36 protein-coding genes are annotated in these 25,491 nt (G+C 67.6%); 24 read left to right on the top strand and 12 right to left on the bottom strand.

Features of this window, described 5'->3' with window-relative positions; all coding sequences use genetic code 11:
• The first annotated feature begins 84 nt into the window (after positions 1 to 84).
• A complete protein-coding gene (locus tag G9373_RS28350; protein ID WP_005561462.1) occupies positions 85 to 510 on the top strand; it encodes a hypothetical protein in 426 nt (141 codons plus the stop codon).
• A 41-nt stretch (positions 511 to 551) separates the two neighbouring features.
• Here G9373_RS28350 and G9373_RS28345 read toward each other — a convergent pair whose 3' ends face one another.
• A complete protein-coding gene (locus G9373_RS28345; RefSeq protein ID WP_005561461.1) occupies positions 552 to 1,088 on the bottom strand; it encodes a carboxymuconolactone decarboxylase family protein in 537 nt (178 codons plus the stop codon).
• A 131-nt stretch (positions 1,089 to 1,219) separates the two neighbouring features.
• On the opposite strand from G9373_RS28345, the gene G9373_RS28340 reads away from it, so the two are divergent.
• The 3 genes from G9373_RS28340 to G9373_RS28330 are packed head-to-tail and all read left to right on the top strand — an operon-like array spanning position 1,220 to position 3,757.
• Complete coding sequence (locus G9373_RS28340; RefSeq protein ID WP_005561459.1) at positions 1,220 to 2,380, top strand: zinc-binding dehydrogenase; 1,161 nt, start codon at positions 1,220 to 1,222, stop codon at positions 2,378 to 2,380.
• Between the two features lie 13 nt (positions 2,381 to 2,393).
• Positions 2,394 to 3,296, top strand: a complete 903-nt coding sequence (locus G9373_RS28335; protein ID WP_167117870.1) for a DUF4436 family protein — start codon at positions 2,394 to 2,396, stop codon at positions 3,294 to 3,296.
• Between the two features lie 8 nt (positions 3,297 to 3,304).
• Positions 3,305 to 3,757, top strand: coding sequence for a nitroreductase/quinone reductase family protein (locus tag G9373_RS28330; RefSeq protein ID WP_005561445.1), 453 nt, complete (start codon positions 3,305 to 3,307; stop codon positions 3,755 to 3,757).
• 5 nt (positions 3,758 to 3,762) lie between these two features.
• On the opposite strand, the gene G9373_RS28325 is transcribed toward G9373_RS28330, so the two are convergent.
• Complete coding sequence (locus tag G9373_RS28325; protein ID WP_167117868.1) at positions 3,763 to 4,188, bottom strand: cupredoxin domain-containing protein; 426 nt, start codon at positions 4,186 to 4,188, stop codon at positions 3,763 to 3,765.
• Positions 4,189 to 4,293: 105 nt separating this feature from the next.
• On the bottom strand, positions 4,294 to 5,004 hold the full coding sequence (locus G9373_RS28320; RefSeq protein WP_167117865.1) for an enoyl-CoA hydratase/isomerase family protein: 711 nt from the start codon (positions 5,002 to 5,004) through the stop codon (positions 4,294 to 4,296).
• A 121-nt stretch (positions 5,005 to 5,125) separates the two neighbouring features.
• Between G9373_RS28320 and G9373_RS48275 the strand changes: the two genes are divergently transcribed.
• The 3 genes from G9373_RS48275 (at position 5,126) to G9373_RS28305 (ending at position 8,244) form a co-directional block, all read left to right on the top strand.
• Positions 5,126 to 5,575, top strand: coding sequence for a DUF6292 family protein (locus G9373_RS48275; RefSeq protein ID WP_167117862.1), 450 nt, complete (start codon positions 5,126 to 5,128; stop codon positions 5,573 to 5,575).
• Positions 5,572 to 6,738 carry an AI-2E family transporter gene (locus tag G9373_RS28310; protein ID WP_167117859.1) on the top strand — a complete coding sequence of 389 codons (1,167 nt, stop codon included), beginning with the start codon at positions 5,572 to 5,574 and terminating at the stop codon, positions 6,736 to 6,738. The genes G9373_RS48275 and G9373_RS28310 overlap by 4 nt, the downstream gene beginning before the upstream one ends.
• Positions 6,739 to 6,858: 120 nt before the next feature.
• Positions 6,859 to 8,244 (top strand): wax ester/triacylglycerol synthase family O-acyltransferase, encoded by a 1,386-nt coding sequence (locus G9373_RS28305; protein WP_005257202.1) that lies wholly within the window; start codon positions 6,859 to 6,861, stop codon positions 8,242 to 8,244.
• Between the two features lie 2 nt (positions 8,245 to 8,246).
• Here the strand turns inward: G9373_RS28305 and G9373_RS28300 are convergent, their stop codons facing one another.
• The gene (locus G9373_RS28300) at positions 8,247 to 9,317 is read right to left on the bottom strand and encodes an iron-containing redox enzyme family protein (RefSeq protein ID WP_064080119.1); all 1,071 of its coding nucleotides are present in this window, start codon (positions 9,315 to 9,317) and stop codon (positions 8,247 to 8,249) included.
• Between G9373_RS28300 and G9373_RS28295 the strand changes: the two genes are divergently transcribed.
• The 7 genes from G9373_RS28295 (at position 9,318) to G9373_RS28265 (ending at position 15,862) form a co-directional block, all read left to right on the top strand.
• A complete protein-coding gene (locus G9373_RS28295; protein WP_005570767.1) occupies positions 9,318 to 9,551 on the top strand; it encodes a CDGSH iron-sulfur domain-containing protein in 234 nt (77 codons plus the stop codon). It begins immediately after the preceding gene.
• A 368-nt stretch (positions 9,552 to 9,919) separates the two neighbouring features.
• Complete coding sequence (locus tag G9373_RS28290) at positions 9,920 to 10,375, top strand: STAS domain-containing protein (protein ID WP_005257205.1); 456 nt, start codon at positions 9,920 to 9,922, stop codon at positions 10,373 to 10,375.
• Positions 10,372 to 11,814, top strand: a complete 1,443-nt coding sequence (locus tag G9373_RS28285; protein WP_167117856.1) for a trehalose-6-phosphate synthase — start codon at positions 10,372 to 10,374, stop codon at positions 11,812 to 11,814. Before G9373_RS28290 ends, G9373_RS28285 begins: the two co-directional genes overlap by 4 nt.
• A 49-nt stretch (positions 11,815 to 11,863) precedes the next feature.
• Complete coding sequence (locus G9373_RS28280) at positions 11,864 to 12,931, top strand: hypothetical protein (protein WP_054245574.1); 1,068 nt, start codon at positions 11,864 to 11,866, stop codon at positions 12,929 to 12,931.
• A complete protein-coding gene (locus tag G9373_RS28275; RefSeq protein WP_167117854.1) occupies positions 12,913 to 14,040 on the top strand; it encodes a glycosyltransferase in 1,128 nt (375 codons plus the stop codon). The genes G9373_RS28280 and G9373_RS28275 overlap by 19 nt, the downstream gene beginning before the upstream one ends.
• A complete protein-coding gene (locus tag G9373_RS28270; RefSeq protein WP_167117851.1) occupies positions 14,037 to 15,041 on the top strand; it encodes a glycosyltransferase in 1,005 nt (334 codons plus the stop codon). Before G9373_RS28275 ends, G9373_RS28270 begins: the two co-directional genes overlap by 4 nt.
• Entirely contained in the window at positions 15,038 to 15,862 is an 825-nt protein-coding gene (locus tag G9373_RS28265; RefSeq protein ID WP_167117849.1) for a galactosyltransferase-related protein, read from the top strand. The genes G9373_RS28270 and G9373_RS28265 overlap by 4 nt, the downstream gene beginning before the upstream one ends.
• A gap of 2 nt (positions 15,863 to 15,864) precedes the next feature.
• Here G9373_RS28265 and G9373_RS28260 read toward each other — a convergent pair whose 3' ends face one another.
• The 3 genes from G9373_RS28260 to G9373_RS46740 all read right to left on the bottom strand — a co-directional run bounded on the left by G9373_RS28260 (position 15,865) and on the right by G9373_RS46740 (position 17,364).
• Positions 15,865 to 16,635, bottom strand: a complete 771-nt coding sequence (locus tag G9373_RS28260) for a GAF and ANTAR domain-containing protein (RefSeq protein ID WP_005257216.1) — start codon at positions 16,633 to 16,635, stop codon at positions 15,865 to 15,867.
• A gap of 85 nt (positions 16,636 to 16,720) precedes the next feature.
• Positions 16,721 to 16,972: a hypothetical protein gene (locus tag G9373_RS46745; RefSeq protein ID WP_240960776.1), complete on the bottom strand. Its 252-nt coding sequence runs from the start codon at positions 16,970 to 16,972 to the stop codon at positions 16,721 to 16,723.
• A complete protein-coding gene (locus tag G9373_RS46740) occupies positions 16,969 to 17,364 on the bottom strand; it encodes a hypothetical protein (protein WP_240960775.1) in 396 nt (131 codons plus the stop codon). Before G9373_RS46740 ends, G9373_RS46745 begins: the two co-directional genes overlap by 4 nt.
• Position 17,365: 1 nt before the next feature.
• Between G9373_RS46740 and G9373_RS28250 the strand changes: the two genes are divergently transcribed.
• Entirely contained in the window at positions 17,366 to 17,620 is a 255-nt protein-coding gene (locus G9373_RS28250) for a hypothetical protein (RefSeq protein ID WP_007298937.1), read from the top strand.
• 7 nt (positions 17,621 to 17,627) lie between these two features.
• On the opposite strand, the gene G9373_RS28245 is transcribed toward G9373_RS28250, so the two are convergent.
• The 3 genes from G9373_RS28245 to G9373_RS28235 all read right to left on the bottom strand — a co-directional run bounded on the left by G9373_RS28245 (position 17,628) and on the right by G9373_RS28235 (position 19,206).
• On the bottom strand, positions 17,628 to 18,425 hold the full coding sequence (locus G9373_RS28245; protein ID WP_167117847.1) for a SigB/SigF/SigG family RNA polymerase sigma factor: 798 nt from the start codon (positions 18,423 to 18,425) through the stop codon (positions 17,628 to 17,630).
• A complete protein-coding gene (locus G9373_RS28240; protein WP_037203841.1) occupies positions 18,425 to 18,856 on the bottom strand; it encodes an ATP-binding protein in 432 nt (143 codons plus the stop codon). The genes G9373_RS28245 and G9373_RS28240 overlap by 1 nt, the downstream gene beginning before the upstream one ends.
• Before the next feature lie 146 nt (positions 18,857 to 19,002).
• Positions 19,003 to 19,206 (bottom strand): cold shock domain-containing protein, encoded by a 204-nt coding sequence (locus G9373_RS28235; RefSeq protein WP_037203863.1) that lies wholly within the window; start codon positions 19,204 to 19,206, stop codon positions 19,003 to 19,005.
• A 522-nt stretch (positions 19,207 to 19,728) separates the two neighbouring features.
• Here G9373_RS28235 and G9373_RS28230 point away from each other — a divergent pair.
• The 9 genes from G9373_RS28230 (at position 19,729) to G9373_RS28190 (ending at position 23,183) form a co-directional block, all read left to right on the top strand.
• Entirely contained in the window at positions 19,729 to 20,268 is a 540-nt protein-coding gene (locus G9373_RS28230; RefSeq protein ID WP_005257247.1) for a DNA starvation/stationary phase protection protein, read from the top strand.
• 41 nt (positions 20,269 to 20,309) lie between these two features.
• On the top strand, positions 20,310 to 20,546 hold the full coding sequence (locus tag G9373_RS28225; RefSeq protein WP_005570747.1) for a hypothetical protein: 237 nt from the start codon (positions 20,310 to 20,312) through the stop codon (positions 20,544 to 20,546).
• Positions 20,547 to 20,646: 100 nt separating this feature from the next.
• Positions 20,647 to 20,925: a GlsB/YeaQ/YmgE family stress response membrane protein gene (locus G9373_RS28220; protein ID WP_007298941.1), complete on the top strand. Its 279-nt coding sequence runs from the start codon at positions 20,647 to 20,649 to the stop codon at positions 20,923 to 20,925.
• Positions 20,926 to 21,048: 123 nt separating this feature from the next.
• Positions 21,049 to 21,576 (top strand): DUF6328 family protein, encoded by a 528-nt coding sequence (locus tag G9373_RS28215; protein ID WP_005570744.1) that lies wholly within the window; start codon positions 21,049 to 21,051, stop codon positions 21,574 to 21,576.
• Positions 21,577 to 21,652: 76 nt separating this feature from the next.
• The gene (locus G9373_RS28210; protein WP_167117844.1) at positions 21,653 to 22,096 is read left to right on the top strand and encodes a phage holin family protein; all 444 of its coding nucleotides are present in this window, start codon (positions 21,653 to 21,655) and stop codon (positions 22,094 to 22,096) included.
• Positions 22,093 to 22,329 (top strand): DUF3618 domain-containing protein, encoded by a 237-nt coding sequence (locus G9373_RS28205; RefSeq protein ID WP_005257253.1) that lies wholly within the window; start codon positions 22,093 to 22,095, stop codon positions 22,327 to 22,329. The genes G9373_RS28210 and G9373_RS28205 overlap by 4 nt, the downstream gene beginning before the upstream one ends.
• Before the next feature lie 14 nt (positions 22,330 to 22,343).
• Positions 22,344 to 22,493, top strand: a complete 150-nt coding sequence (locus G9373_RS28200; RefSeq protein WP_005257254.1) for a hypothetical protein — start codon at positions 22,344 to 22,346, stop codon at positions 22,491 to 22,493.
• A gap of 38 nt (positions 22,494 to 22,531) precedes the next feature.
• Positions 22,532 to 22,855, top strand: a complete 324-nt coding sequence (locus G9373_RS28195) for a hypothetical protein (protein ID WP_005257258.1) — start codon at positions 22,532 to 22,534, stop codon at positions 22,853 to 22,855.
• An 88-nt stretch (positions 22,856 to 22,943) separates the two neighbouring features.
• Complete coding sequence (locus G9373_RS28190; protein WP_346842854.1) at positions 22,944 to 23,183, top strand: hypothetical protein; 240 nt, start codon at positions 22,944 to 22,946, stop codon at positions 23,181 to 23,183.
• A gap of 7 nt (positions 23,184 to 23,190) precedes the next feature.
• Here the strand turns inward: G9373_RS28190 and G9373_RS28185 are convergent, their stop codons facing one another.
• Positions 23,191 to 24,918, bottom strand: a complete 1,728-nt coding sequence (locus G9373_RS28185) for a cutinase family protein (RefSeq protein ID WP_167117842.1) — start codon at positions 24,916 to 24,918, stop codon at positions 23,191 to 23,193.
• Positions 24,919 to 25,033: 115 nt separating this feature from the next.
• On the bottom strand, positions 25,034 to 25,491 hold a 458-nt coding region (locus tag G9373_RS28180; protein WP_206032708.1), incomplete at its 5' end, for an HNH endonuclease signature motif containing protein.

Here is a 25,491-nt window from a genome sequence, read left to right as displayed (position 1 = left end):
CGAAACCGCTCCCGGCCGTCGATCGAGTGGGAGGCTGAGGAGGGGAACAGTTCTCTGGTTCGACCCGGACGACAGGAGACCACCATGCGAGTGAACACACTCGGCGACCTTCCCGCGCGCATCGCGACGGGGGGTTTCATCCTCCATACGGGGATCCAGAAATGGTCGGCGGACGAGCAGACCGCCCAGGGGATTCACGGTATGGCGGCGGGAGCGTTCCCGTTCCTGAATGCGATTCCGCCGGAACGATTCATCAAGTTGCTCTCGGTCGCCGAGATCGGCACGGGCGCAGCACTACTCGCACCGTTTGTGCCCTCCGCTGTGGCCGGGGCGGCGCTCACCGGGTTCTCCGGGGGCCTCGTGGCGATGTACGCGAGGACGCCCGCGCTGCGTAACCCCGGCAGCATCTGGCCGAACGAGAACGGCATCGCCGTCGCGAAGGACGTGTGGATGCTCGGCATCGGGTTGGGTTTCGTGCTCGGCGGGTTGTCCCGTTCCCGCTGCCGCTGACTATCTGGCGTCGATCGGACCGAGTTCGGAGACTCCGTCGGCTACCGCTCGGGCACGACGCAGAAGTCGCTGTCGGAGAACCCCGAGGGCCGGACACCGAGCGCCTGATTGAGACGTCCGCGGTGGTTCTCCCAGGCGATGGCCGCGGCGAGTTCGGTCAGTTGCGCCTCGGAGAACTCGGCGAGCAGTGAGCGTCGCAGGTCCTCGCCGATGTGGGCGGGTGTGCGGGTGATGGCCTCGGCGAACTCCAGCACCAGCTTCTCGGTGTCGTCGAATTCGCTGCTCTCACGAAATGTCGGGAGGGCGCGCAACTGGGCGTCACTCACTCCGAGAGCGCGGCTGAATGCCGATCCGATGTCGAGGCAGTACTCGCAGTTGGTCAGCGCGGCCGCTTTGATCTCGCCGAGCGCCTTGAGGCGGGGGTCGACCCTGGCGCTGGTCGCGAGCGCGAACTCGTGGAACCCGACGGCGGCGAGTAGCTGCGGACGGCGCCGCAACCAGCGCAACAGGTCTGCGCGGTTGCGGCGGGCGGTGGGAAAGACACGGCGAAACGAGTCCATCTGACCGAGGACGCTCATGCTGTCGGTCTACACCCATCGCCGGGACGGGACAACCCTGCGGCGGCCATTCGGCAATCGTGGTGTCTCGGCGCCGGGAGTGTTCTACGTTCGGAGCGGAGGCCCACCGCGCCGCACCCGAGGAGCCCAGCATGAAGGCTGTCATCTGCACCGAGACTCGCCTGGAGGTGGGTGACATCCCGGCTCCGATCCCGGCCCGGGGTCAGGTGCTGATCGACGTGTCCCGGTGCGGGATCTGCGGCTCGGACCTGCACGCCCGCGTACACGCCGACGAGATGGCGGAACTGGCGGCCGAGACCGGCTACCGCGACTTCATGCGTTCCCACCAGCGAGTCGTGCTCGGGCACGAGTTCAGCGGCACCGTCGCCGACTACGGTCCCGGTTGCCGAAAGCGGTGGCCGGTGGGTACCGCGGTGGTTGCGTTGCCCATCGTCCGCACCGGGTCGGACATCCACCTGACCGGGCTGTCGGCCTCGGCGCCGGGCGGCTATGCGGAACAGGTGGTGGTGCAGGAGTCGATGACCCTGCCTGTGCCGAACGGGCTGTCGGCGGAGAAGGCCGCACTGACCGAGCCGATGGCGGTGGCGTGGCACGCGGTGCGGAAGGGTGACGTCGGCAAGGGCCGCACCGCGATCGTCATCGGATGTGGCCCGATCGGTCTCGCCGTGATCAGCATGCTGAAGGCGTCCGGTGTCCGCACCGTGGTCGCCGCCGACTTCTCCACCCGTCGGCGGGAACTCGCCCGGCATTGCGGGGGCGACGTCGTGGTCGACCCTGCCGCGGCGTCGCCCTGGACGTCCTATCCGCGGCGCAGGGAGACGACCTCCATCACGGAGGTGCTCGCCCTCGGACTGGACACCATGGAGAAGCTGCGCCGCATCCCGAAGCTGCCGTGGTGGCACGCCTTCGCCCTCGCCGACGCGGTGGGCGCGACACCGTCCGGGCCGGTCGTCTTCGAGTGTGTCGGCATGCCCGGAGTCATCGACGGCATCCTGGCCGGGGCGCCGCTGCGGTCACGTGTCGTCGTGGTCGGGGTCTGCATGGAGACCGACACCTTCCGGCCCGCACTGGCGGTCAACAAGGAGATCGACCTGCGCTTCGCCATCGCCTACGACCCCCGCGAATTCCGCGACACCCTCCACATGCTCGCCGACGGAAAGATCGATCCGGCGCCGCTGATCACCGGTACGGTCGGGTTGTCCGGTGTCCAATCCGCGTTCACCGCGCTCGGCAGCCCCGAGATGCACGCGAAGATCCTGATCGACCCCGAGAACGTCTCCGCCACGCTGTGATTCGCCGACGTCCATGAACTCGAAACATCACCGCCTTCAGTGGGCCGTCCCGGCGCTTCTCCTCGCGCTGATCTACGCCGCGTCGCTCACCGTGTACGGGTTGAGCAGCCGCACCGGCGACGAGGACGGACCGTTCGAGATCGGTAGCGACGAGTTCGTGGTCCTCGTGACGGCGAAGTCGCTGCAGCCGACGACCGACCGCGTGCAGGCCGAGGTGACGATCACCGTCGGTGAGGATTTCCTCCACGCCAACGGCGACACACTGAACCGGGACATCACGCTGCTGCTCATCCCGAGCACCAGCCACGAGGAAATCGTCTTCCGGGCGGGCGCCTCGGCCACGACCTTCGACACCGAGTTCATCGCCACCGGCAACGCGGCCTACTGGCCGTTCGACCGGTTCGAGGTGAATCCGATGGTGGTGGAGGCGTATCAGGGGCTCGGCGCCGACCGTGAACTGGTGCCCACGGCCCTGCTGCTGGACGGCCGGGTCGACGGGTGGAAGGCGCGCGCCGAGGCGGTGGCGGTCGACACGGACCTCTCCCGGAACGGCACCGGCGCCGCGCTGATGTTCGCGCGCACGGGCGGGAACCTGATCTACGCCGGAATCCTGCTGCTGATGATGACGATCCTGGCGGGCCTCGCCGCGTTCGTCGCGCTGCAGACGTTCCGCCGCAAGCGTGCCGTCAACACGGACATGCTGGGCTGGATGGCCGCGATGCTGTTCGCCGTCGTTCCGTTGCGCGGAATCCTGCCGGGAAGCCCGCCGATCGGGTCGTGGGTCGACATCGCCCTCACGGTGTGGGTGGTCTCCACACTCGTCGCGTCGCTGGCCCTGTTCGTGTTCTGCTGGTGGCGGGACAGCGAGCCCGGACGGCACGAGGTGGTTGCCACGAGAGCGCCGGGTTCGGAATAGTCGAGGACATGGTGCGCCGGACCGGAAGAGTGCTGCCGCCCTGGTATCTCGCCCACGTCAACAGGGTGATCGTGGGTCTGCATCGCTTGGGCGTTCCGATGCCGATGCCCGCGCTCACCGTCCCCGGCCGGAAGACGGGCGTGCTGCGGTCGACGCCCGTCTCACCGTACGAGGTGGACGGCCGGCGCTACGTCGTCGCGGGATACGCCGAATCGGACTGGGCGAAGAACGCCCGGGCCGCCGGGCGTGGTGAGCTGACCCGGGGGCGGCGACGCGAGCGTGTCCGACTGGTCGCGCTGCCGGTGCCGGAGCGGGGCCGGATTCTCCGCGAGTTCCCGACCCGGGTGCCGCATGGGGTCACCATGTTTCTCAAGGCCGGGACGGTCGCGAACTCCTCCCCGGAGGCGTTCGCGGCCGCCGCGGACCGGTGCGAGGTCTTCCGCATCGAGCCGCTCGACTGACGCGGTCACCGAACCTCGAGTGTGCCCACCATGTTCGGATGATAGGTGCAGTGGAACGCGAACATGCCCGGCTGACCGGGGACGGTGAACGTCGCGGTCGCACCCGGTTCAACCTCCACGTCGAACAGGTCGCCGGTGTCCGCCGTCACGGTGTGTTCGGCGGTGTCGTCGTTGCGGACGGTGACCTCTTCTCCCGGCGCGAACGTGCCGGGCAGGGTGTACGTGAAATCGGAGATCACGATCTCCCGCTGAGCCCCCGCAGGCATCGACATCGGCATCGACATGGACATCGACGGCATGCCGGACATGGGATGGTCCCCGCCGTACGCCGTTTCCGCCGAACCGGACGAGTCGTCACCGTCGCTTCCGCACGCGGCCAGCGCGAAGACGGCCAGCAGGATCGGCAGGACAAGTGTCAGAACGCGTTTCATGGTGTCGCCTCCGGATGACGGTGAGAACGGATGCCCGACGCCCCGCTCCTCGCGGGAGTAGTACCCGTTTTCACGGCCTGCACCCTTCGTGCGCCCCGTGACTCGTCAGCCGCCGTTCAGCGCCTCCTGCGTCTCGAGGTTCGCCACCGGGGTACGGAGCGAGGCGACGGCGTCCGCGTAGAGCGAGGACTTGATCTCACCCAGTGTGCGTCCGCGGGTCGCGACGAGGCCCTGCGCATGTTCGACGGCCCTGGTGAGCACGTGTTGCTCGGGGGCGACCTCGTCGACGAACCCGAGTTCGCTCGCCACGACGCCACCGTACCGACGGCCGGTCACCAGGGCGGTGTGCACGGCCCGCGCGGGCAGGCGGGCCGCGAGCAGCGCAATGCTGCCCGGCGCGTAACTCGCCCCGATGGTGATGCCCGGCAAGCAGAAGTAGCCGCGGTCCTCACGCATCACCCGGTGATCGTGGGCCGCCGCGAGGATTGCGCCGCCGCCGAAGGTGTGCCCGGTCAGCGCGGCCACGGTCGGCAGGGGGAAGGTGAGGATCCGCGCGAACAGGGCCTGCACACGGTCGATGTAGGAGTTCAGCTTGTCGGTGTTGGCGACGACCCAGGCGGTGTCGAGACCGGTGGAGTAGAACTTTCCGAGCCCTGTCGTCACCAGTGCGGCGGGACCGTCGTGTTGCTCTACCTGATCGAGGAGGCCCTCGACCTTGTCGATCCAATCCGGGTGGAAGGCGTTCTCGCTGTCCGGTTCCCCCTCCTCACCGAAGTACAGGACGAACACATCTCCCGAGCGCTCCACGTAAGGCATGCGGCGAGGCTACCCGGAGACGGGCGCGTCGCGCCCCTCGAGCACGCAGACCTCGGTGGGTGAAGTTTCAACTGTCGCGGGGCCGGGTATGTCGATCGTCAAACAGCTGAGGCGGTGGACGATGAAGAGCGGAACAGGCATTGCCGACACCCGCACCGTTCGGGACTACATCCACACGGTGGCCAGGAGCGTTCACGCCGACTCCATCGACTGGTGGGACAGCGACAGCATCGAAGTCGTCCTCGTTCTGCCGCTCCGGTTGCACTATCTGCCGGGACGCAACGCGGTGCTGGCGTGGAACCGGACCTTCGGCTGGTCGCTCGGCGTCGAAGGATTGGGCCGCCGCAGCGTCATCGTGATCGCCGGCCTCGGTATCGGGCGGATGCCGTCACCCGCCGTGTGCGCGGAACGCGCGGTGGAGTTGATCGACGACTACTGCCGCTCGACACCCGCATCACCGGTTGCGCCGACAACCGGTCCCGGCACATCGACCGCCGCGGATCGGTGTCCTCGCATCGGGCGGGACGCTACCGGCAGCGGACGGCGGGACAGAGTCGTCCGCCGGCCGTGACCACGGCCGCCGGGGGCCACGACGACAGCGTGGCCCAACCGCATTCCCCCGCGCAGGAGCAGCCGATCATCGCCGCGGAGGAGGGCGCGGCGCGCATCAGCACGGCGGCGCATCCGCTCGGGAAGCCCGGACCGCGGTTCGATCGCCGGTCCCCGTTCTTCATCGGGATGGCCGGAGCCGCCGGTGTCGCCGTCACGTACGCCCTGATCGAGGTCGTTCTCGCGGCCCGCGGGGTGCTGGTCCTGATCGCCGTCGCCGCATTCCTCGCGATCGGCCTCGAACCCGCCGTGTCCTGGTTGGTGCGGCACGGATTTCCCCGATGGGCCGCGGTCGCAACGGTTTTCGTCCTCTCTTTCGCCGTGCTGGCCGGGTTCCTGGCCGCGGCGATCCCGCCGATGGTGACGCAGGGCGGCGCCCTCGTGCACAACGCCCCGGACTACCTGGGGCACCTCGAGCAGAACTACCCGGCGCTGGGGGAACTCAGCACCCGCTTCCATCTGCAGGACGAACTGCGCCGGGCACTCGATGCGGGCAACGTACCGATCGTCGTCGGCGGGATCGTGGGTGCGGGCAAGTTCGTGTTCAGCGCCATCAGCGGCACCGTGATCGTGGTCGTGCTCACCGCCTATTTCCTGGCCGACTTCGCGCACATCCGGTCGTCGATCTACCGCCTGGCCCCGAACTCGCGGCGTCCACGCACGATTCTGATCGGCGACGAAATCTTCGCGAAGGTCGGCGGATACGTGCTCGGGAACCTCCTGATCTCGTTGATCACCGCCGTCCTCACATTCGTGTGGCTGGTCGCCTTCGACGTCCCCTACCCGTTGCTGCTGGCCGTCCTGGTCGCCGTGCTGGATCTGATTCCGGTGGTCGGATCCACCCTCGCCGGTGTCGTGGTGGCGCTGGTCGCCCTCACCGTGTCCCTGCCGGTGTCACTGGCCACCATCGTCTACTTCATCGCCCTCCGCCTGTTCGAGGACTACCTTCTCGTACCCCGCATCATCGGCCGAACCGTCAAGGTGCCCCCGATGGTCACCGTCGTCGCCGTCCTCATCGGCGGCGCACTGCTGGGGATCGTCGGGGCGCTGCTCGCGATACCCGTCGCCGCCGCCGTTCTGCTTCTCGCCCGCGAGACGGTGTTTCCGCAGCTCGACCGCGGCTGAGCAGGCGGGGCACGAAAACGGCCGTGCGGAAGAAGTTTCCATGTTCTGCTTACCCTGGAGACGTGGGATGCGCCGGGGCATGCTCGGGCCGTGTCCCGAGCATGGAGAAAGAGGCGCTGAATGTCGGTGATGAGTCCCACCGAGGCGATGTTCGTGCTGTTCGAGACGCCGTCGCATCCCATGCACGTGGGTGCGCTCGAACTGTTCGAACCACCGCGCGAGTCGGGGCCCGATCATGCCCGGGCCATGTTCGAGGCGTTGATCTCGCACGAGGACGCGTCGGACACGTTCCGCCGGCGCGCCGTACGCCCGCTCCGGGGCGCCAGTTATCCCTGGTGGTCGTTCGACGACCGCATCGATCTCGGCTATCACGTCCGGCACACGGCGGTCCCGGGCCGGGGCCGCATGGAGGATCTGCTGTCGCTGGTGTCCCAGATGCACGGCATGCCGCTCGACCCGCAGCACCCGATGTGGGAGATGCACGTCATCGAGGGGCTCGCCGACGGACGGACGGCCGTGTTCTCGAAGATTCACCTGTCGCTGATGGACGGACCGGCCGGGCTGCGACTTCTCCATCACGCCCTGTCGACCGACCCCGACGCCCGCGACTGCCCCGCACCGTGGACGCCCGGGGTCGCCGGCACGCCGCGGCGGGAATCCGTGCTGCCGGTGGCCATGGTCCGGGCCGGCGTGCGGGCCGCCACCAGCATCGTCGGGGTGTTGCCTGCGCTCGCGAAGGTCGCGTACGACGGCGTCCGCGAGCAACATCTGACCCTCCCCCTGCAGTCACCGCCCACGATGCTCAACGTTCCGGTCGGCCGGGCCCGGAAACTGGCGGCACGGTCGTGGCCGATCCGGCGCCTGGTGTCGGTGGCCACCGCGGCCCGCACCACGATCAACGCGGTGGTGCTCGCGATGTGTTCGGGGGCGCTGCGCCAGTATCTCCTCGAGCAGTACGCGCTGCCGGACGCGCCGCTGACGGCGATGCTGCCCGTGCCCCTCGACCTCGGCGGCACGATGATCGGTCCGCGCGGCCGCGATCACGGCGTCGGCGCGATGGTCGTCGGCCTCGCCACCGACGAAGCGGATCCGGCGGCACGCCTGGCTCGCATCAGCGAATCGGTCGAGCACACCAACCGTGTGTTCGGCGCGCTGAGCCACACCCAGTTCCAGCTGATGAGCGCGCTGGCGATCAGCCCGATCCTGCTCGAGCCGGTCCGCCGGTTCGTCGACGACACTCCCCCGCCGTTCAACGTGATGATCTCGTACATGCCGGGCCCGTCGAGGCCGCGGTACTGGAACGGCGCCCGCCTCGACGCGGTCTATCCGGCACCGACGGTCCTCGGGGGTCAGGCGCTCAGCATCACCCTCACCAGCCGGTCCGGTCAACTCGACGTCGGCGTCGTAGGCGATCGGCACGCCGTCCCCCATCTTCAGCGGATCATCACGCACCTGGAGACGTCGCTCAGCGACCTCGAGCACGCGGTCGCCGCGTCCGGCACCTGACCCTAACCGGGCGGCTGCCGCAGGGACGTGCGGTTCTCCGCCCAGCACCGGGTGACGTGATCGCCGACGAGGTCGTCGAAGGCCAGGCAGGCCGCGGCCCCCAGCAGGATGTCGTCGGCTACTGCGGGCCGGGCCGCGACCAGCCCGCCGGCGAGGTCGCGGCAGACGATCTGTTCGTGCACGGAGTCGGCCTCCACGTGCTCGTCGAAGAACAGGGTGGCCGCCTTCCCGAATCCGAGGCGGCGCAGTCCGGCGGCGTACTTCTTGCTCGGCAGTGCGGACGTGGTCTCCACCGCGCACAGGTGCCCCACCAGGGCCCCGAGACGACCGCGGTGCAGGCCGAACAGGGACAGCGCGTTGAGGGACGCCAGCGTCACGGCGGGCACCGCGTCGATGTAGTGCGCGTAGTCGCCGGACAGCCCGAGCTCGCGCATCGTGGTGGCGAACAGCGCCGAGTGCATCCTCTCGGGCCTGCCGCCGCCGTATTCGTCGGACTGCACCTCCACCAGCGCCGCTTTCGGTGCGCCCGCGAGCCGCGGAATGCCGAGCGTGTGCACGTCGGCCTCACGCAACTGGTTCAGCGAACGGTGGATCAGCAACTCCCGGAACTGGGTGAGATCCGCGTCGTGGGCCATGTGACCGGACAGCCCCGGCGCCGTGCTGGGGGCGGTCATCGCCCACAGCGCTGTCACCACGTCGTCGGCGCCGGTCGGCGCGTCGGCGACGTCACGGATCGCGGCGTCGAACGGGACCTCGAGCGCCGATCGGGCGGCGATCAGGTCGCTGTTCCACTCCCACTCGTCACCGACACCGGTGATCCCCTGCAGGTGCAGTTCGTAGAGCGCGGTCAGGCAGATCTGCGCGTCCTCGTCGACGAGGAAGGCCCGGGGACTGTCGCGCGCCGACGAGGCGAGGGAGCGTGCCGCCGCCACGAACGGTTCGGCATCGGCGCCGTCGGCGCGCAGAATGGAGAACAGGAGATCGCTGACGGGACCGCGCGGCTTCGGGAAGGGCATGGACGTTCCCGATTGCGCCACCGTGTCCGACGTCGACCGAGAGTGCAAAGTAGTCATATGAACTCCATTCCCATTCCCGGGGCCGACGAATCTGCCGTGGCCGACGAGTCCGACGTCACGATCACCGTCTGCCCTGATGGTCCACTCCTGGTGCGGGGTGCTGCGCGGATCCTCGACACCGACGGTAACCCGCTCGGCGGCGGCCGGGCCACCGTGGCGCTGTGCCGGTGTGGGCGGACGAGCATCGCTCCCTTCTGCGACAGTTCGCACAAGAAGCGGCGTCGCCCGTAGGACTGTTCCGCATCAGTTCTGCTTCCGACTCTGCGCACGGCGGCGCGCGATCACGAACGTCACGACGCCGACAAGGATCACGATGGCGATGATTTCCATCCGTACCGGTTACCCACTCCGCGGAAAAGCTACGCCGGGCTCCCGCTGTGCCTCCGGACGCGCCGTCGAGAAGTGCAGTGGGACTACCGAAAACGCGAACGGCGCGACATCGGCGGTGATGGTGGGGTGAGAAACGCGTCCCCGTAATTGACACCATGGGGTAACGTCAGAGTCCTGCACGGTTGAGCCCCCAGCCGCAATGGACGGGCACGGTTCACGCGCCTTATTTCGTGCCTGTCTCCTACGTCGCTCGATCGTGAGGAAACGACATGAAATCTGTTCTCAGTGCGCTGCCGACACGCTCCGACCCTGCCGACAATTCGACGCTGTTCAGCTGGGCCGTCGAGCCCGAGCACGGGAGGCTCTCCGTCGTCAGTGCGCCCGGTGCCGGCGGAATTCTCGTCGTCCGGATATCCGGTGACATCGACGTCACCACCCTCCACACCTTCGGGAACCACCTCGACGAGGCGATCAACGAACGACTTCCGTTCGTGCTCGACCTTACGGACGTGCAGTTCTTCTGCGCGTCTGCCCTACCGATACTCGACATCATGGCCGGTCGCGCCCGCAGGCTCGCCGTGCCGTGGGCGGTGACCGGCAACACCGCTCTCCGCAGGCCGTTGACGGCAATGCACATGGCTGCACAGATCCCCTTCGGCGCCGACCTCGAGGACGCCTTCCGGCTGGTCACCGAGGCAATTCACCAGGGTGGGCGCTCGGCGTGAAAGACACTGCTCCGTACGGCACGTCCGACTTCGTGGTGGTCGCCAACCGACTGCCCGTGGACATGGAGACACTCGACGACGGGACGACACGCTGGAAGCGGAGCCCGGGAGGCCTCGTCACAGCCCTGGAACCGATGCTTCACGACCGGGAACGCGGTTCCTGGGTGGGCTGGCCCGGTGTGCCCGACACGAAGGTCGAACCGATCGTCTCCGGCGGGATCGACCTGTACCCGGTGGAGCTGAGCTCGGCCGAGGTCTCGCTGTACTACGAAGGATTCTCGAACGCGACGCTGTGGCCGCTGTACCACGACGTGCTGGTGGCGCCGGTCTTCGACCGGGACTGGTGGCACTCGTACCTGGACGTGAATCGCCACTTCGCCGAGGAGACCGCGCGCACCGCGGCCGAGGGCGCAACCGTGTGGGTGCAGGACTACCAGCTGCAGCTGGTGCCCCGTCTGCTGCGGGAGATGCGCCCCGACCTGACCATCGGGTTCTTCCTCCACATCCCCTTCCCGCCCGTCGAACTGTTCATGCAGTTGCCGTGGCGCAAGGAGATCGTGGAGGGGCTGCTCGGCGCCGATCTCATCGGCTTCCACCTGCCCGGCGGCGCCAACAATTTCCTGTTCCTGGCGCGCAGGCTGCTGGGACTCGACACCACCACCGCAGGCGTCGGCGTGCGCAGCGCACTCGGCCGGGTGACACTCGACGACCGGGTCGTGCAGGTCGGAGCGTTCCCCATTTCCGTCGACTCGCGGCAACTGGTCGAACAGGCCACCGATCCCGCCATCGTCGAACGGGCCGCCGAGATCCGCCGCGAGCTCGGGAACCCCCGCAAGATCCTCCTCGGAGTCGACCGACTCGACTACACGAAGGGCATCGACCTGCGGCTCTCGGCGCTCGGTGAACTGCTCGACGAGGGCCGGCTCGATCCGTCCGACACCGTGATGGTGCAGCTCGCCACCCCGAGCCGTGAACGCGTCGAGCACTACATGAAGATGCGCAGTTCCATCGAGGAGCAGGTCAGCCACATCAACGGTGATCACGGTCAGATCGGCCGGCCGGTCGTGCACTACCTCTATCAGCCGGTCGATCGCAGCGAGCTGATCGCGCTGTTCCTGGCCGCCGACGTCATGCTGGTCACCCCGATGCGTGACGGGATGAACCTCGTCGCGAAGGAGTACGTCGCCTGTCGAGCGGATCTGGGTGGGGCGCTGGTGCTCAGCGAGTTCGCCGGTGCCGCCGCCGAACTCCGGGGCGCCTACCTGGTGAACCCGCACGACCTCGACGGAGTGAAGAACACGATCATGGCCGCCCTCGACCCGGACCGGGAGCAGGGACGGCGCCGCATGTCGCGGCTGCACCGCCAGGTGCTCGACCACGACGTGCACCGCTGGGCGCAGTCGTTCCTCGGCGCGCTGTCTCCGGTCGCCGGCGACTGATCAGTCGCACTACCCCCGTCGTATCTCGGCAGAGGCCGAAGGAGTACCCATGATTCGCGTTGCCTCCGTCCCGGAGTCACACGTCTACGTTCGTCATCTGGCCGACCCGGACGGAGGCGGCGACGTCGTGCGTCTCCCCGATCCGGTCCCGGCGGACGGTCGCAAGGTCCCCGGCGGATGGTGGCCGCCGCTCATGCTGGATCCGGGATGGATCAGCCGCCACCATCGCGACTTCGACGTGTTCCATATTCATTTCGGGTTCGACGCCATCGCTCCGGCCGAGATGAAAGACATCGTCCACGAACTGTCCGTCCGCGGAAAGCCGCTGGTGTACACGGTGCACGACCTCCGCAATCCGCACCACCCGGACCCCGAGCCGCACCTCGAGATCTTGGACGTACTGGTGCCTGCCGCCACCGAACTGGTCACCCTCACCGACGGCGCGGCCGCGGTTGTCGACGCGAACTGGGCCCGCATCGCGACCGTTCTCGACCACCCGCACGTCGTGGAGCGGCCTCTGATCGAGCGTCCCCGCCCGGACTCGGACGAGTTCGTGGTCGGCGTCCACGTCAAGAGCCTTCGCGCGAACATGGATCCGTTCCCGGTACTGGACACCCTGGCCCGGACCGTCTCCGGGCTACCTGGAGCGCGTCTGCAGATCGACGTCCATGACGAGATCTTCGAACCGGGCAATTACTGGTACGCGCCGGACGCGGCGGCGCGACTACTGCAGTACCGAGATGCCGACTGCGTCGAGGTGCGTGTCCACCCGTATTTCTCCGACGACCAGTTGTGGGACTATCTGTCGTCGCTGTCGATCTCGGTGCTGCCGTACCGCTTCGGCACCCACTCCGGATGGCTCGAGGCGTGCCACGACCTCGGCACCGCGGTGGCTGCGCCGACGTGCGGCTTCTACTCGCAGCAACAGGACTGCGCCACTTACGGATTCGACGAGGAATCCTTCGACGCGACCTCGCTCGATCGAGCCATCCGCACCCTGTACGGGTCCGAGACGGCCCGGGCGACGTGGGACGCGCGCGCAACACAGCGGCGCCTCCTCGCGCGTGCACACCACGACCTGTACGAAAGAGCGCTGTCGTGGCGTGCACTGCCGTGAACGGCGATGCGCTCCGCATCGCCCTGATCGCCTCGAGTCGGCACCCCATCCGGCAACCGTTCCCCGGCGGCCTCGAATCGCACGTCTGGCATCTGGCGCGACGCCTGTGCGCCGACGGGCATCGGGTCAGTCTCTTCGCCGGACCAGGATCCGATCCGGGCCTCGGTTGCGCGCACCTGACGGTGGAGACCTTGGCGACGAGTGTCGCCGCCCAGCGGGACGTGTCCATGCCACCGATGGACTTCCTGCGGGAGCACCATGCGTATCTGCGGTTGATGCTCGATCTCGCCGGGCCGCTGGCGGGGTCGTTCGACGTGGTGCACAACCACAGCCTGCATTACCTTCCCGTAGCCATGGCCCCCGCGGTTCCGATACCGGTGCTGTCGACCTTGCACACACCGCCCACTCCGTGGCTCGAATCAGCCCTCGCCGTCCGGGCCGGCACCGACGCACATTTCGTGGCCGTGAGCAGGCACACCGCGGCAGCGTGGAGTCACACCGTCGACCGCATCGACGTCGTGCCGAACGGTGTCGACGTCGATGGCTGGCCCGAAGGGGCCGGCGGCACGGACCTCATCTGGTTCGGCCGACTGGTACCCGAGAAGGGTGCGCACGTCGCGGTCGCGGCGGCGCGCCGCGCGGGCTTCGCGATCCATCTCGCGGGACCCATCAGCGATCCGGCCTATTTCGAGAGCACGATCGCACCCCTGCTGGGTGCCGACGTGACCTATCTGGGGCACCTCACCCAGCCCGAGTTGGCGACAGCGATCGGTCGTGCGGCGGCGGCCGTGATCACTCCACTGTGGGACGAACCCTACGGGCTGGTGGTGGCCGAGGCGCTCGCCTGCGGCACACCTGTCGCCGCGTTCGCGCGCGGCGGTATCCCCGAGGTGGTGTCCGCCGACTGTGGTCGCCTCGTCCCGCCCGACGACGTCGATGCCCTCGCCGACGCGATACCGCGGGTCGTCGCGCTGCCACGTGGGTCGGTGCGAGCGCACGCCCGGGCGCACTGCTCCGAACGCCGCATGGTGGATGCCTACGTGAGCATCTACCGTCGGCTCGCGGCGAACCGTGTCTGCGCCGACGGCGAGCGGCGGGAGGCGTCGTGATCGGCTACTACATCCATCACCACGGGTCTGGGCATCGGATGCGCGCGTCGAGTATCTGTGCGGCTCTGGACACGCCCGTCACCGCGCTGTCCTCGGCGCCGATCGCTCCCGGCGCCCCGTTCGCCGACAGCGTCTCCCTGGCGCGCGACGACCGTGGTTCCTCCCCCGAGAACCCCACCGCCGACGATGCTCTGCACTGGGCACCCGTGCACGACGTCGGGCTGCGGACTCGCATGTCCCGCATAGCGTCGTGGGTCGACGAGACCCACCCCAGCCTGCTCGTCGTCGACGTATCGGTGGAGGTGGCGGCGTTCGTTCGGTTGCTGGGCGTGCCCGTGGTGGTGATCGCGATGCCCGGCGAACGCACAGATCCAGCCCATCACCTCGGCTACCGGCTGGCCGACCACATCGTCGCCGCATGGCCGCAGGCAATGTACGACCCGGAGTGGTTGCGGGAATTCGCGCACAAAACCACCTTCGTCGGAGGAATCAGCCGGTTCGACGGCCGCGCACCCGCCGGCGGCCCCGACTCGGCCCGCCCGCGGATACTCGTTCTCAGCGGTGCCGGGGGCACCGCGGCGACGCTCGCCGACGTCCGTCGATGTGCACACCGTCACCGCGGATACCGATGGCAGGCGCTCGGGGTTCCCGGGGCACCGTGGGTGAACGACCCGTGGCCGGAGCTGTGCGGTGCCGATGTCGTCGTCTCCGATGCCGGCCAGAACTCCGTCGCCGAGATCGCCGCCGCGCGCCGCCCTGCGATCGTCATCGCCCAGCCGCGGCCGTTCGGCGAACAGGAGGCCACAGCGGACGCACTCGCCCGCGGAGGACTGGCCGTGACGGTACCGCACTGGCCGGAGCTGAACCGGTGGCCGGCCCTCCTCGACCAGGCACTCGCCCTCGGCGGCGAACGCTGGGTGCGCTGGCAGACCGCGGGCGCCGCCACCCGCGCAGCGGCAGTCATCGACAGTCTCGCGAAACGGGCGGAATCGGTGACATGAGGGTCGCGGTCGTGACGATCGCCGCGCACCGGGACCGTCACCTGCGGATGCAGCTGCGTTCCCTCGGACGGAGCCGGCGCGCCTGCGACGACCACGTCGTCGTCGCGATGGGTGACCCGCGGACGATGGACGCCGTCTCCGAACATGGACACGCGCGGGGAATCTGGTTGGACCATGACGAGGGACCACTGCCACTGGCGGCCGCACGCAACATCGGCGCGGCGGCCGCACTCGCCGGCGGCGCCGATCTGCTGGTCTTCCTGGACGTCGACTGCATGGCCTCCGAGGAGCTTCTGGACCGCTACGTGTCGGCGGCCGAGCAACCGGGCAATCGGTCGGCCCTGCTGTGCGGCCCCGTGACGTACCTTCCGCCGCCCGGTCCCGGAGGATACGACCTCGACGGGCTCGACCAGCTGCGATCCCCGCACCCCGCGCGCCCCGCGCCGCCGAACGGGTCCGTGACGGCGGGAACCGATTTCGATCTGTTCTGGTCGCTGTCCTTCGCGGTCGGCCGCGCGACCTGGCAGCATGTCGGCGGGTTCTGCACCGACTACTCCGGCTACGGCGGGGAGGACACCGACTTCGCGCAGACCGCCCGCGCCGCGGGCGTCGGTCTGAGATGGGTGGGCGGAGCCGACGCGTTCCACCAGCATCATCCGGTGTCCGATCCGCCCGTCGAGCGCCTGCGCGACATCCTCGCCAACGCCCGCACCTTCCACCGCCGCTGGGGGCGGTGGCCGATGCGGGGCTGGCTGAAAGCGTTCGAAGCCGGCGGTCTGATCGAGTACGACCGCGACCTCCATACGTGGGTGAGGACATGACCTCACTCGGGATTCGTCGTCACCGATTCGACGATGCGACGCGCCACCTCCGCCAACTTGATGTGTTCCTGCTGCGACTGCGCGACGAGGATCTCGAACGCCTGGTCCGCGGAAACGCCCCGCAGCGCCATCACGATGCCCTTGGCCTGCTCGATGACCGCGCGGGACTTCATGGCCCTCGTGAGGCCCGAGACTTCGTTCCGGGCCAGCTCCACGCTGCGGGCGCTTCTCAGCAAACCCTCGATCGCCGTCGTGTAGACGAGCAGCACCACCGCGTCGAGTTCGCTGAACCCGTGATCCCCCTGCCCGTAGATGTTGAGGGTGCCGGCGAGGGCCTCGTCGACGGCGAGCGGCGCGGACAGGAAGCTGCGCATACCGGCCTGGTCGAGATTGTCCGCGACCGACGGCCACCGGGCCGCGGCCTCCCCGAGCCGGGCCTTGACGACCTTCCGTGTTCCTGCGACACCGAAGTAGTCGCCGTCGATGGCCTGGAAGTTCTCGATGTCGATCTCACGGATCGCCTCGTCCGTGTACGCGACGGTCACTACCCGCCCGTCGCGCAGCAGCGATATCCCGGCCATGTCGGCGTCGGCGATCGCGTCCACCACCTGTTCGCAGACCCGCTGCAGTAGCAGGCTCATCTCCACCTGCGACCCGGAATTGCGATTGAACTCGTCCAACGCGGTTGCCAAGGAGCCCAATTGGGCAGCGATCGTCGCGCTGTCGAGATCGGGGGACATCGACTCAGGGTGCTCACCCACAGTCTCGGCCATTCTCGGATACACCTCAAATTCCGGGTGTAACCGACAGGACACCCACTGAACGAACGCAGCAGTTGTCTCTACCGTCGAGAAGACTTTACTCGACCCCGGGACCGTCCTCGTCCACCGATGCCGTCCCGGACGGCGAGCCGGGAGATTCCCCGGTCAGCAAGCTCAGCGCTGCAGCGGACGGCCGGAGGATGCTTCCGGCGCTCATCGACGAACCCCGGGTCAGACCGCTGTGGTAGGACACCGCATCCTCGAAGTTGCCGAGCCGTTCCTCCGCCGTCCGGCAGGCGGCGACGTGAGCGTCGCGGCTGTCGGCGAAGGCGACTTCGGATCGGATCACCTCTGCCAGAGCCTCCACGAAACGACCGCCTGTCCCCACCTCCTTCCGGCGGCGACCGGACCGGCGGCGCGTCGCACGTTGGCGCGCGCGCTCTCCGCCGTCCAGGCCACGGCGTCCAGGGCGTCGTCCAGTTGCACCCGCACCTGCGCCGACCGTTCGGCCCAACGATCGGGCCGTCCACCGGTTCCGGCGCCCACCGCGACCGCCAGGATGCGGTCGCCGAGCATCGCCGGCTGATCGGAATCGCCGTACGCCCACGAGCGCAGGCGCCGGAGCGCGGTGATGTGCAGCAGCCTTCTCTCCCTTCGTGCGACGACGACTGCCGGGTGCCCGACTCGCGGCAGCATCAACCGGCGGGGTTCGAACGCGGTATGTCCGGGTATGCCGGGCACTATGAACACCCACGTGACCGCGACCCACCTGCAGACACTTCTCGATTCGCCACTGCCGGATCCCGCCCTGATCCTGCAGAGCGGCGCCCCCACCATCGTCGATTCGGGTGAGCTGGGCGACGAGCATCAGTCCCTGGTCATCGTGACCCGGGACGAGTTGCGCGAGCAGCTCCCGAAAGACCGCGACTGCTCGCAGAGCGATCTGGAGTTCCACGCCGCGTCGCTCGAATCGACTGTCGCGGGTTTGGGTGGGTGACGCGTGGTCAGCCGCCGCCCAACTGCTCCCGCAGCCCGGACAGGGTGCGCGCCAGGATCCTCGAGACCTGCATCTGCGAGACGCCCACGCGCTGGGCGATTTCCGTCTGGGTCATCGATCCGAAGAACCGCAACATCAGCACACGGCGTTCGAGCGGCGGAAGTTTCTCCAACGCCGGCCGCACGGCGGCGTGACTTTCCACGTTCGCGAGCTCCGGGTCCTCCTCACCGAGAGTCTCGGCGAGGGGAAGGTCGTCGGGATCATCACCCATGGCCGCATCCATCGACAAGGTTTGGTAGGCATTCTTCGCGAGCAGGCCCTCGGACACTTCCCGGATGTCGAGTTCGAGTTCGGCGGCGATCTCACTGGCCGAGGGCGACCGTCCCAGTTCCTGCGACAGCTCGTCGACGGCCTTGGTGATCAATGCGTGGAGTTCCTGCATGCGCCGGGGCACTCGCATCGACCAGCCGGTGTCACGGAAGTACCGGCGAACCTCCCCCATGATCGTGGGCACCGCGTAGGACACGAAGTCGAAGCCGCGGTCCGGATCGAAGCGGTCGACGGCCTTGACCAGCCCGAGCCGGGCGACCTGCAGCAGATCCTCGTGCGCCTCGCCGCGCCCTCCGAATCGGCGGGCGATGTGATCGGCGAGGGGAAGGCAACGTGTGATGACCTCGTCGCGCAGGACGGATGCGTCCCCGGACGACGCGTCCAAAGCTCGCAGGCGCGCAACCGCGGGCGCCACGTCCTTGTAGTCGTCTCTGCCGGGACGGTGCCCTTCGCCGCGTTCCGAAACCGGAGACACTAGATGGTGCCCCGGTATTTGACCAGTTCCACCGCCACGGTCCGTTCGACGGACCCGTTGCCGACGGGTCCCGCCGATACCGAAACCGCATTCATCAACGTCTCGAGCACGTGCCAGCCGAAGCTCTCCCGGTTGGGCACTCCACCTCGGGTGAGGGGTGCACTGATCGTCACGTGCAACCCCGTCTCCGTGACGGCGAACGAACATGTCAGTTCGGCGCTTCCCGGCGCAGCCGCGATCAGTTCCGAACACACTTCGTCCACGGCAAGTTTGATATCGGCCACGTCGTCGAGCGTGAAGTCTCCCAGCACGGCGAGAGTTTCCGCGACGGCGCGCACCACAGGCAACTGTTCGAACTCCGCCGCCACACGAAGTTCCACGGGCACACCGGATCTCGTTTTCATTCGTCTAACCTCGTCGACCTCGGCCATCTGCACTCCACGTCTGTGTCGTCGGTTTCTGCGACTCTCGGCAGCGTACCCAGCTGCCGCGACCCTCAACCCGTCGGCGAACGAAAGTGCGAGCTGGGCCGAAATGCGTCCCGACTTGCCGGTTCGACGGACTCGATTCGGAGGGCTCAGGCGACCCGGACGTCGCGCGCCTGGTTGCCGGTCTCGGTGCGGCAGACGGTGAAGCTGACGCGCTGCCCTTCCTCGAGAATGCGGTGACCGTCTCCGGCGATTTCAGAGACGTGCACGAAGATGTCGTCGGATCCGTCGGCCGGAGCGAGGAAACCGAAGCCCTGTTCGGCGTTGAACCAGCGCACCGTGCCCGTGCGCAGTGCCTCCGACTGCCCGGCAGGCAGTGTGTGCCCGGCGCTCATCGTTCCGCCCTTCGATCGGCCAGGCCGTGGAGGGCAGCTCCGCCCCACAGACTCGCAACGAGCAGAACCACAAGCAGAGCCACGTTGAGCATTGCTCCTCCTCGGCGTATGCACGGTCGACCCCTGGTCGAATCAGACCGAAAATAATGCCTCTCTTGCGGGTACGGGGCGATTCGGGCGGAGCCTATGCACAATCGAGATCTGCCGGGCCCAGCGCATCCTCTCCGAACACCGCAGAAGATCTGATTTGCCCGACATAGATTTTGTAGTACGGTCGAGTGGTCGGAACTTCAGCAGTCGAATCAGAAACGTTGGTCGACGCGAGCGCGGGGTTGCGGCGAGGCAGGTGCTGGTGATTCGAGACTGCTCACCACGGGTACGCGGTGAGTTCAACTGGCGCCCCGCCTCCCGAGCAACCGACGGGGGCACCGAAGCCTCGAAGTTCCGCAGGCAGGTATGTAGCGAAAGAGAGGACCGAGAATGTCGAAGTTCACCGTGCCAGGTCTTTCCGACGATCAAGGCGCGCGAGTCGCCGACATACTTCAGAAGCGGCTCAGCGCTTACAACGATCTGCATCTGACGCTCAAGCACATTCACTGGAATGTGGTTGGTCCGAATTTCATCGGCGTGCACGAGATGATCGACCCGCAGGTCGAACTGGTGCGCGGCTACGCGGACGCCGTCGCCGAACGCATCGCCGCGCTGGGGAAGTCGCCCGACGGAACCCCGGCCGCCATCGCCCGCGACCGCACCTGGGACGACTACTCGGTGAAGCGCGATACGGCACAGGCGCACCTCGGAGCCCTCGACCTGGTCTACAGCGGTGTCGTCGAAGACAACCGCAAGGCGATCTCCGAGACGGGCGATCTCGACCCGATCACCGAAGATCTTCTCATCGGGCAGACCGGCGAACTCGAGAAGTTCCAGTGGTTCGTCCGCGCCCACCTCGAGAACTCCGGGGGCAGCCTGTCCAACAACGGCGCGCACTCCGAGAAGCAGGCAGCCGCGCAAGCGCGGTGAGCACTGCCGAATCTCCCGTCCACAACCGAAAGGTGACGAACATGGCTGAGAACAACAGCGGTCCGGCCGAGGCCGTCAAGGGCGTCGTCGAAGACGTCAAGGGTAAAGCGAAGGAAGCCGCGGGTGCGGTGTCCGGTCAGGACGATCTCACCCGCGAGGGCAAGGCGCAGCAGGACAAGGCGGCAGCCCAACGCGAGGCCGCCGCAAAGGAAGCCGAAGCGGAGAAGGCCCGAGGCAAGGCCGAAGCGCAGGAAGCACGCCAGCGCGCCGAACAGTGAGACGGTGCGGGCCGGATCACGACCGGCCCGCACCGAGCGTCTCTTCTCCGAGTGGAATCGGCAGTCGCCGGTCACCACTCTCCCCCGAAAGGACTGATACGTGCTAGGACTGGGCATTCTGGGCTGGATCATCATCGGCGGCCTCGCCGGGTGGATCGGCAGCAAGATCATGAAGACCGACGCTCAGATGGGAATCATCCTCAACATCGTCGTCGGAATCATCGGCGGCCTCCTCGGCGGCTTCATCCTCAGCCTCTTCGGCACCGACGTCGAAGGTGGCGGTCTCTGGTTCAGCTTCTTCACCTGCCTACTCGGCGCGGTGATACTCCTGTTCCTGGTCAAGCTCGTCACCGGACGAAGCACGGCCGGTCGACGCTAGTCGGCCCGTACTCCGGAACCGGGTCTGCCCATCGCACGATGGGCAGACCCGGTTCTGTGGCTCTCTCCCCGTATTCCCCGCGAAATAGTGCCCTCACCGCCGGTGATGGGGTACTCCAGAGGGATGGACAGTCGAGGACTGGATCGCGACGATGCGAACTGGAACTTCCGCGCCCGGCACGAGACCGAGACTCAACGGCTCGACCGGAACTGGAGTGGCCTTCTGCAGGAACTGCGTGTCGTGCAGACCGGCGTGCAACTGCTCACCGGCTTCCTGTTGACGTTGCCGTTCCAGCAGCGTTTCGAGGACCTCTCGAACAGCGAGGTCGCCATCTATCTGGCGACCGTCGCACTGTCGGTGACGTCGACCATGCTTCTGGTGGCCCCTGCCGGCCTGCACCGCATGCTCTTCCGCCGGCACGCGCTCCCGGATCTCGTCTTTGCCTCGCATCGCCTCGCGATCTGCGGCATCGCCACCCTCGCGCTGGCGCTGATCGGTGTGGTGGCGTTGATCTTCAGCTTCGTGATCTCGCCCCTCGTCGGAGCCCTCGCCGCCGCGGTGGCCTTCGCCATGTTCTGCGGACTGTGGGGATTCGCTGCGATCCTGCAGTCGCGGCATCGCTCGACCGACGGCGACTCCGCAGACCGGTGAGCACGGCGGAAGACCATTCTGTTTCGCCCGGAACGCTCCCGGGTAGGCGGAGCGGAGACGAGGAAGGAGCACGGACATGACCGATATCCATCGCGCCGATGCCCCGCGGGTCCAACCGCCCGGCGCTGCACACGATCTCGACGAGCTGTCGACGGTCCAACTCGTCGAACGACTCACCGATCAGGTAACGGGACTCGTACGGACCGAGATGACCCACGCCCTCACCGAAGTAAAAGACAAAGGAACGCGCTTCGGGATCGGAGCAGGTGTCTCCGGAGTAGGCGTGCTGCTGCTGCTGTACGGATTCGGGGCCCTCGTCGCCACCGCCATTCTGGCACTGACGACGACACTCGATCCGTGGCTGGCCGCGTTGATCGTGGCCGCCGTGCTGATCATCGTGGGCAGTGTCGTCGCGGCGGTCGGAGCCCGCCGCGCCAAGAACGCGCTGCCGCCCGTGCCCGAGCATACGGCCGACAGCGTTCGCGCCGACGTCGACACCGTGAAGGAAGGTCTTCGATGACCGACCCACAGCCGCAACCGGAACCTTCCGTCGCCGAACAGCGAGCCGCACTCGCATCCACTGTGGATGCGCTACACCGCAAGGTGGACGTGCCCGCACGCGCGAAAGCCGGCGCGCGTCACGAACTCGACAGGATCCGGCAGCAACCCCGCGGTGCCGTGGCGGCCGGACTCGTCAGCGCATTCGTCGTTGCCTACCTCGCCGTACGACAACGCCGTCGGCACAGCCACTGAAGGAGAGCGTGATCATGACCAAAGACACTCACGGCGAGACGGACGAGCCCAAGGGTGGCCGTCCCGGTCCCGCCGATCACGGCAAGGACGGCGGCATGGCGACAAGAGAGAACGCACCCGAGTTGGCGGACGACTCCGCCGACGCCGAAACCGAGACCGACTGATGAAACTCAGATCACCGCTCGAGCACAGGAGGACTGCAGTGACGTATCAGCCGGACAACGGACCCAGCCGTGAGTTGAACTCCGAGCACCACCCGCAGGACGATGCCCACACCATGCGCAATCACGCCGGTGAGGCGATCACCGACAGCCGGAACTGGCCGGGATACATCCTCATCGCCGCAGGAATCGCCGTGCTCGGATTGACGCTGGTCGCGGCCGGGTACGGATTCGAGGGCTGGGCGCTGATCGGTGGGATCGCCTGCGTCCTCTGCCTCGTGCTCGGCACGGGGCTCGTGCTCCTCGAACGGCGTCGCGTCAAGGCCCTCGAAGGCAAGGACCTAACCGATCAGGAAGGACATTGACAGATCCGAAGGTGGACCTTCACCGCTACCTCCAAGCTGGACGGGCTGTCCGAATACGTTCGGCCGATCCGTCCAATTCCCACCGTGGGTGACCGATGACGCCGAAGACATGGACATGTGGGCGACCCCCGACGAGTCACGCGAATACATCGTCGGGCAGTACCGCACAGCATGGGCGCACGCGGACGACACCATCCGGACTCTCCCGCTCGACGCGACGGTCGGACTTCGGCCCGGCAACACCAACGTGCCCGCAGAAGACCGGACGTGGTGGCAGAGCTACCGGACCCGCCTCCAACGTGCTGCACGCGAAGCCGAGCAGCACTGACGAGGGGTCACCCGGCCGCCGGCGGAACCGTTGTCGTGGTGACGACCGGCGTGGTGGTCGTCGGTGACTCCGATGCCGTGGTCGCAGTGGGTTCCGCCGCGGTAGTGGTCACCACGGATGTGTCCGCTATTTCCGCTGTTTCCGCGACGGCCTGAGGCGCCGAGGTCGCAGGTTCTGCGGCTACCTCGACGACTGTCGTGGGTTCCGGTGACGTAGTCGTCGCGACCGTCGTCGTCGGTGTCGGCGAACTGCTGGTCGTCGTGGTCGTGCCGACCGGGTTGCTCGCCAACTGAGCCTTTTTCGCGCTGTCGGTGGTGGGGGCGACCTGTGACGCTTCCGTTTCCTTCGTGGACGCAGCGGCGAGCTTCGCGGTCGACGGTTCCGCAGCGGCCGCTCGCGCTTCGCCCTTTTCCGCTTCCTGCGCCAGGTGCGTCAACCAGGCCGCAGCGTACTGGGCGGACGTCAGCGGTTTCCCGCCGGCGGCGTTCGCATCACGCCAGTAGTCGAAGTGATGGCCCGTCCCCTCCCCCAGCGTCTGCTGATACGGGTCGCTCATCGCCACCTGCATCGTGTTCTGGTTGTCCGCGATGAACCCGATGATCTCGTTCCGCACTTTCGCGGGCAGGTAGACCAGGTCGACCGCTTGATTCGACGAGATCGGACCAGCTGACGTGTCTGATTGCGCCGCAGCGGCATCGAGCTTGTACGCCGGATCCGACACCTTGACCAGGACGTCGAGGAACGTCTCATCGGATTGCATCCAATTGTTTTGCGACTGAATGTCCGCGAACGCGGCGAGGGCGAGGTGCCCGAGCACCACCGCAAGATCCTGTCCTGTCGCGGGGGTCAGCCCATCCTTCTGCAGAGAGTCGACGTTCAACTGCCGTCCCACGTTGATCGCGAGTTGCAGTAGCGCAATGTTCTCGGGTGCGGAGCAGGTCAGGTCGCCTTCCGAGCAGAACGATGCCACCTTCCCGTCCAGGGCACCGAAGCTGCCCGACGTGCCCGGCAATGCTCCCCGCCCGGACGTGCCCGCCTGCCCCGACTGGTACGCAAGGTCGAAGCCGTCGGGATTGCGGAATTCGTTCTCCGAGCCGGGAAATGGCCCTCCCCCGAGGTTGCGGCCGGCATCCGCCAGGATGACGACACCGACAACGGACGCGGGATCGAGAATGTCGTACGAGCCGTCCTGGCCGTCCTGGTTGCCGACCTCCATCGCAACCCGCCGTGCCACATCGGCGCCCTCGCTGTAGCCGACGATCGAGAACTTCGTGTCCGGACACGACGCGTGGATCGACCGCATCACGGTTTCGGTGTTGTCGACGCCGGCGTTCACGGCGTCCTCGTACGAATTCATGTTGGCCGGATATTCGATGTAGACCGCGGCGTAGGACCCTCCGCCGACGGATTGCTGCGGCGCATTCACCACCTCGTCGATCCAGGGGCTGCTGTAGTCGCTGGAGTACGACGCGGGAAGGCGTGTGCCGTCGGGCGCCACGAGCATCCGGTTCCCCTCGCGTGGGGTGTCACCGCGGCCGGCAACGGCGATACTGACCATGTCGTAACACGCATCCGAGGCCGCCGCCGTCAAGGCTGTCGCCGTCGTGGCCGGTGAACCCGGGTTCGACCACGGTGTCGCGAGCAGCGCCGCCAGCCCCAACGCGCCGGGCGCGATCAGACTGCCTGCGATCCTTTGTCGATGTGCGACCTTGCGTGCTGAAACGCGACGTTCCATGGTCTACCCCATCCGTTCGTAGCCCGTGTCGAACACCCGAGTAGGTGTCAACGCGTTAACAGACAAGTCGCACATTGCATCAGCGGCGTTACACCTCCGCCTCGGAAGGTGTGGTTCAGGAGGCGCGGAGGTGTGTGCTCACAACAGTTTCGACCTCCGACTGTCGTCCAGTGGCGGGGAGCGGTGGGGCCGCCGACCGGTAGTGGTGTCCGGTCGGGGTGCCGAGGTCGATGAGATGGGTGCGGCCGGGGTTGTGCACCGGTCGGGCCGTCCAGCCTGGTGCTTCCTTCGCGTAGTTGCAGGCCTCGCACAGCCCGGACCCGTTTCGCGCGGTGGTCGCCCCGTGCTGTCGGCGGGAGCGGATGTGGTCGTGGTGCCGGATCGGTGCATCGCACCACGGCGTACGACACGTGCGGTCGCGGAGGTCGATCAGCTGTCGCAGGCTCTTCGGGAACGTGCGGGACTGGGATTCCATCGCGGTCAGCGCCCCCGAGTGCGGGCAGGAGTACACCCGCTGTAGCGATGTCTCGGTGTCACTGTCGACGGCGTCGGCCACCAGCCGCCGGGCGATTC

It is taken from the genome of Rhodococcus sp. A14 (assembly GCF_011603105.1).
In the GTDB taxonomy this organism is placed as follows: Bacteria; Actinomycetota; Actinomycetes; order Mycobacteriales; family Mycobacteriaceae; genus Rhodococcus_F; species Rhodococcus_F opacus.
Note: the sequence above shows the minus strand (reverse complement) of the source record. Positions and strands in the feature narration are given on the sequence as shown.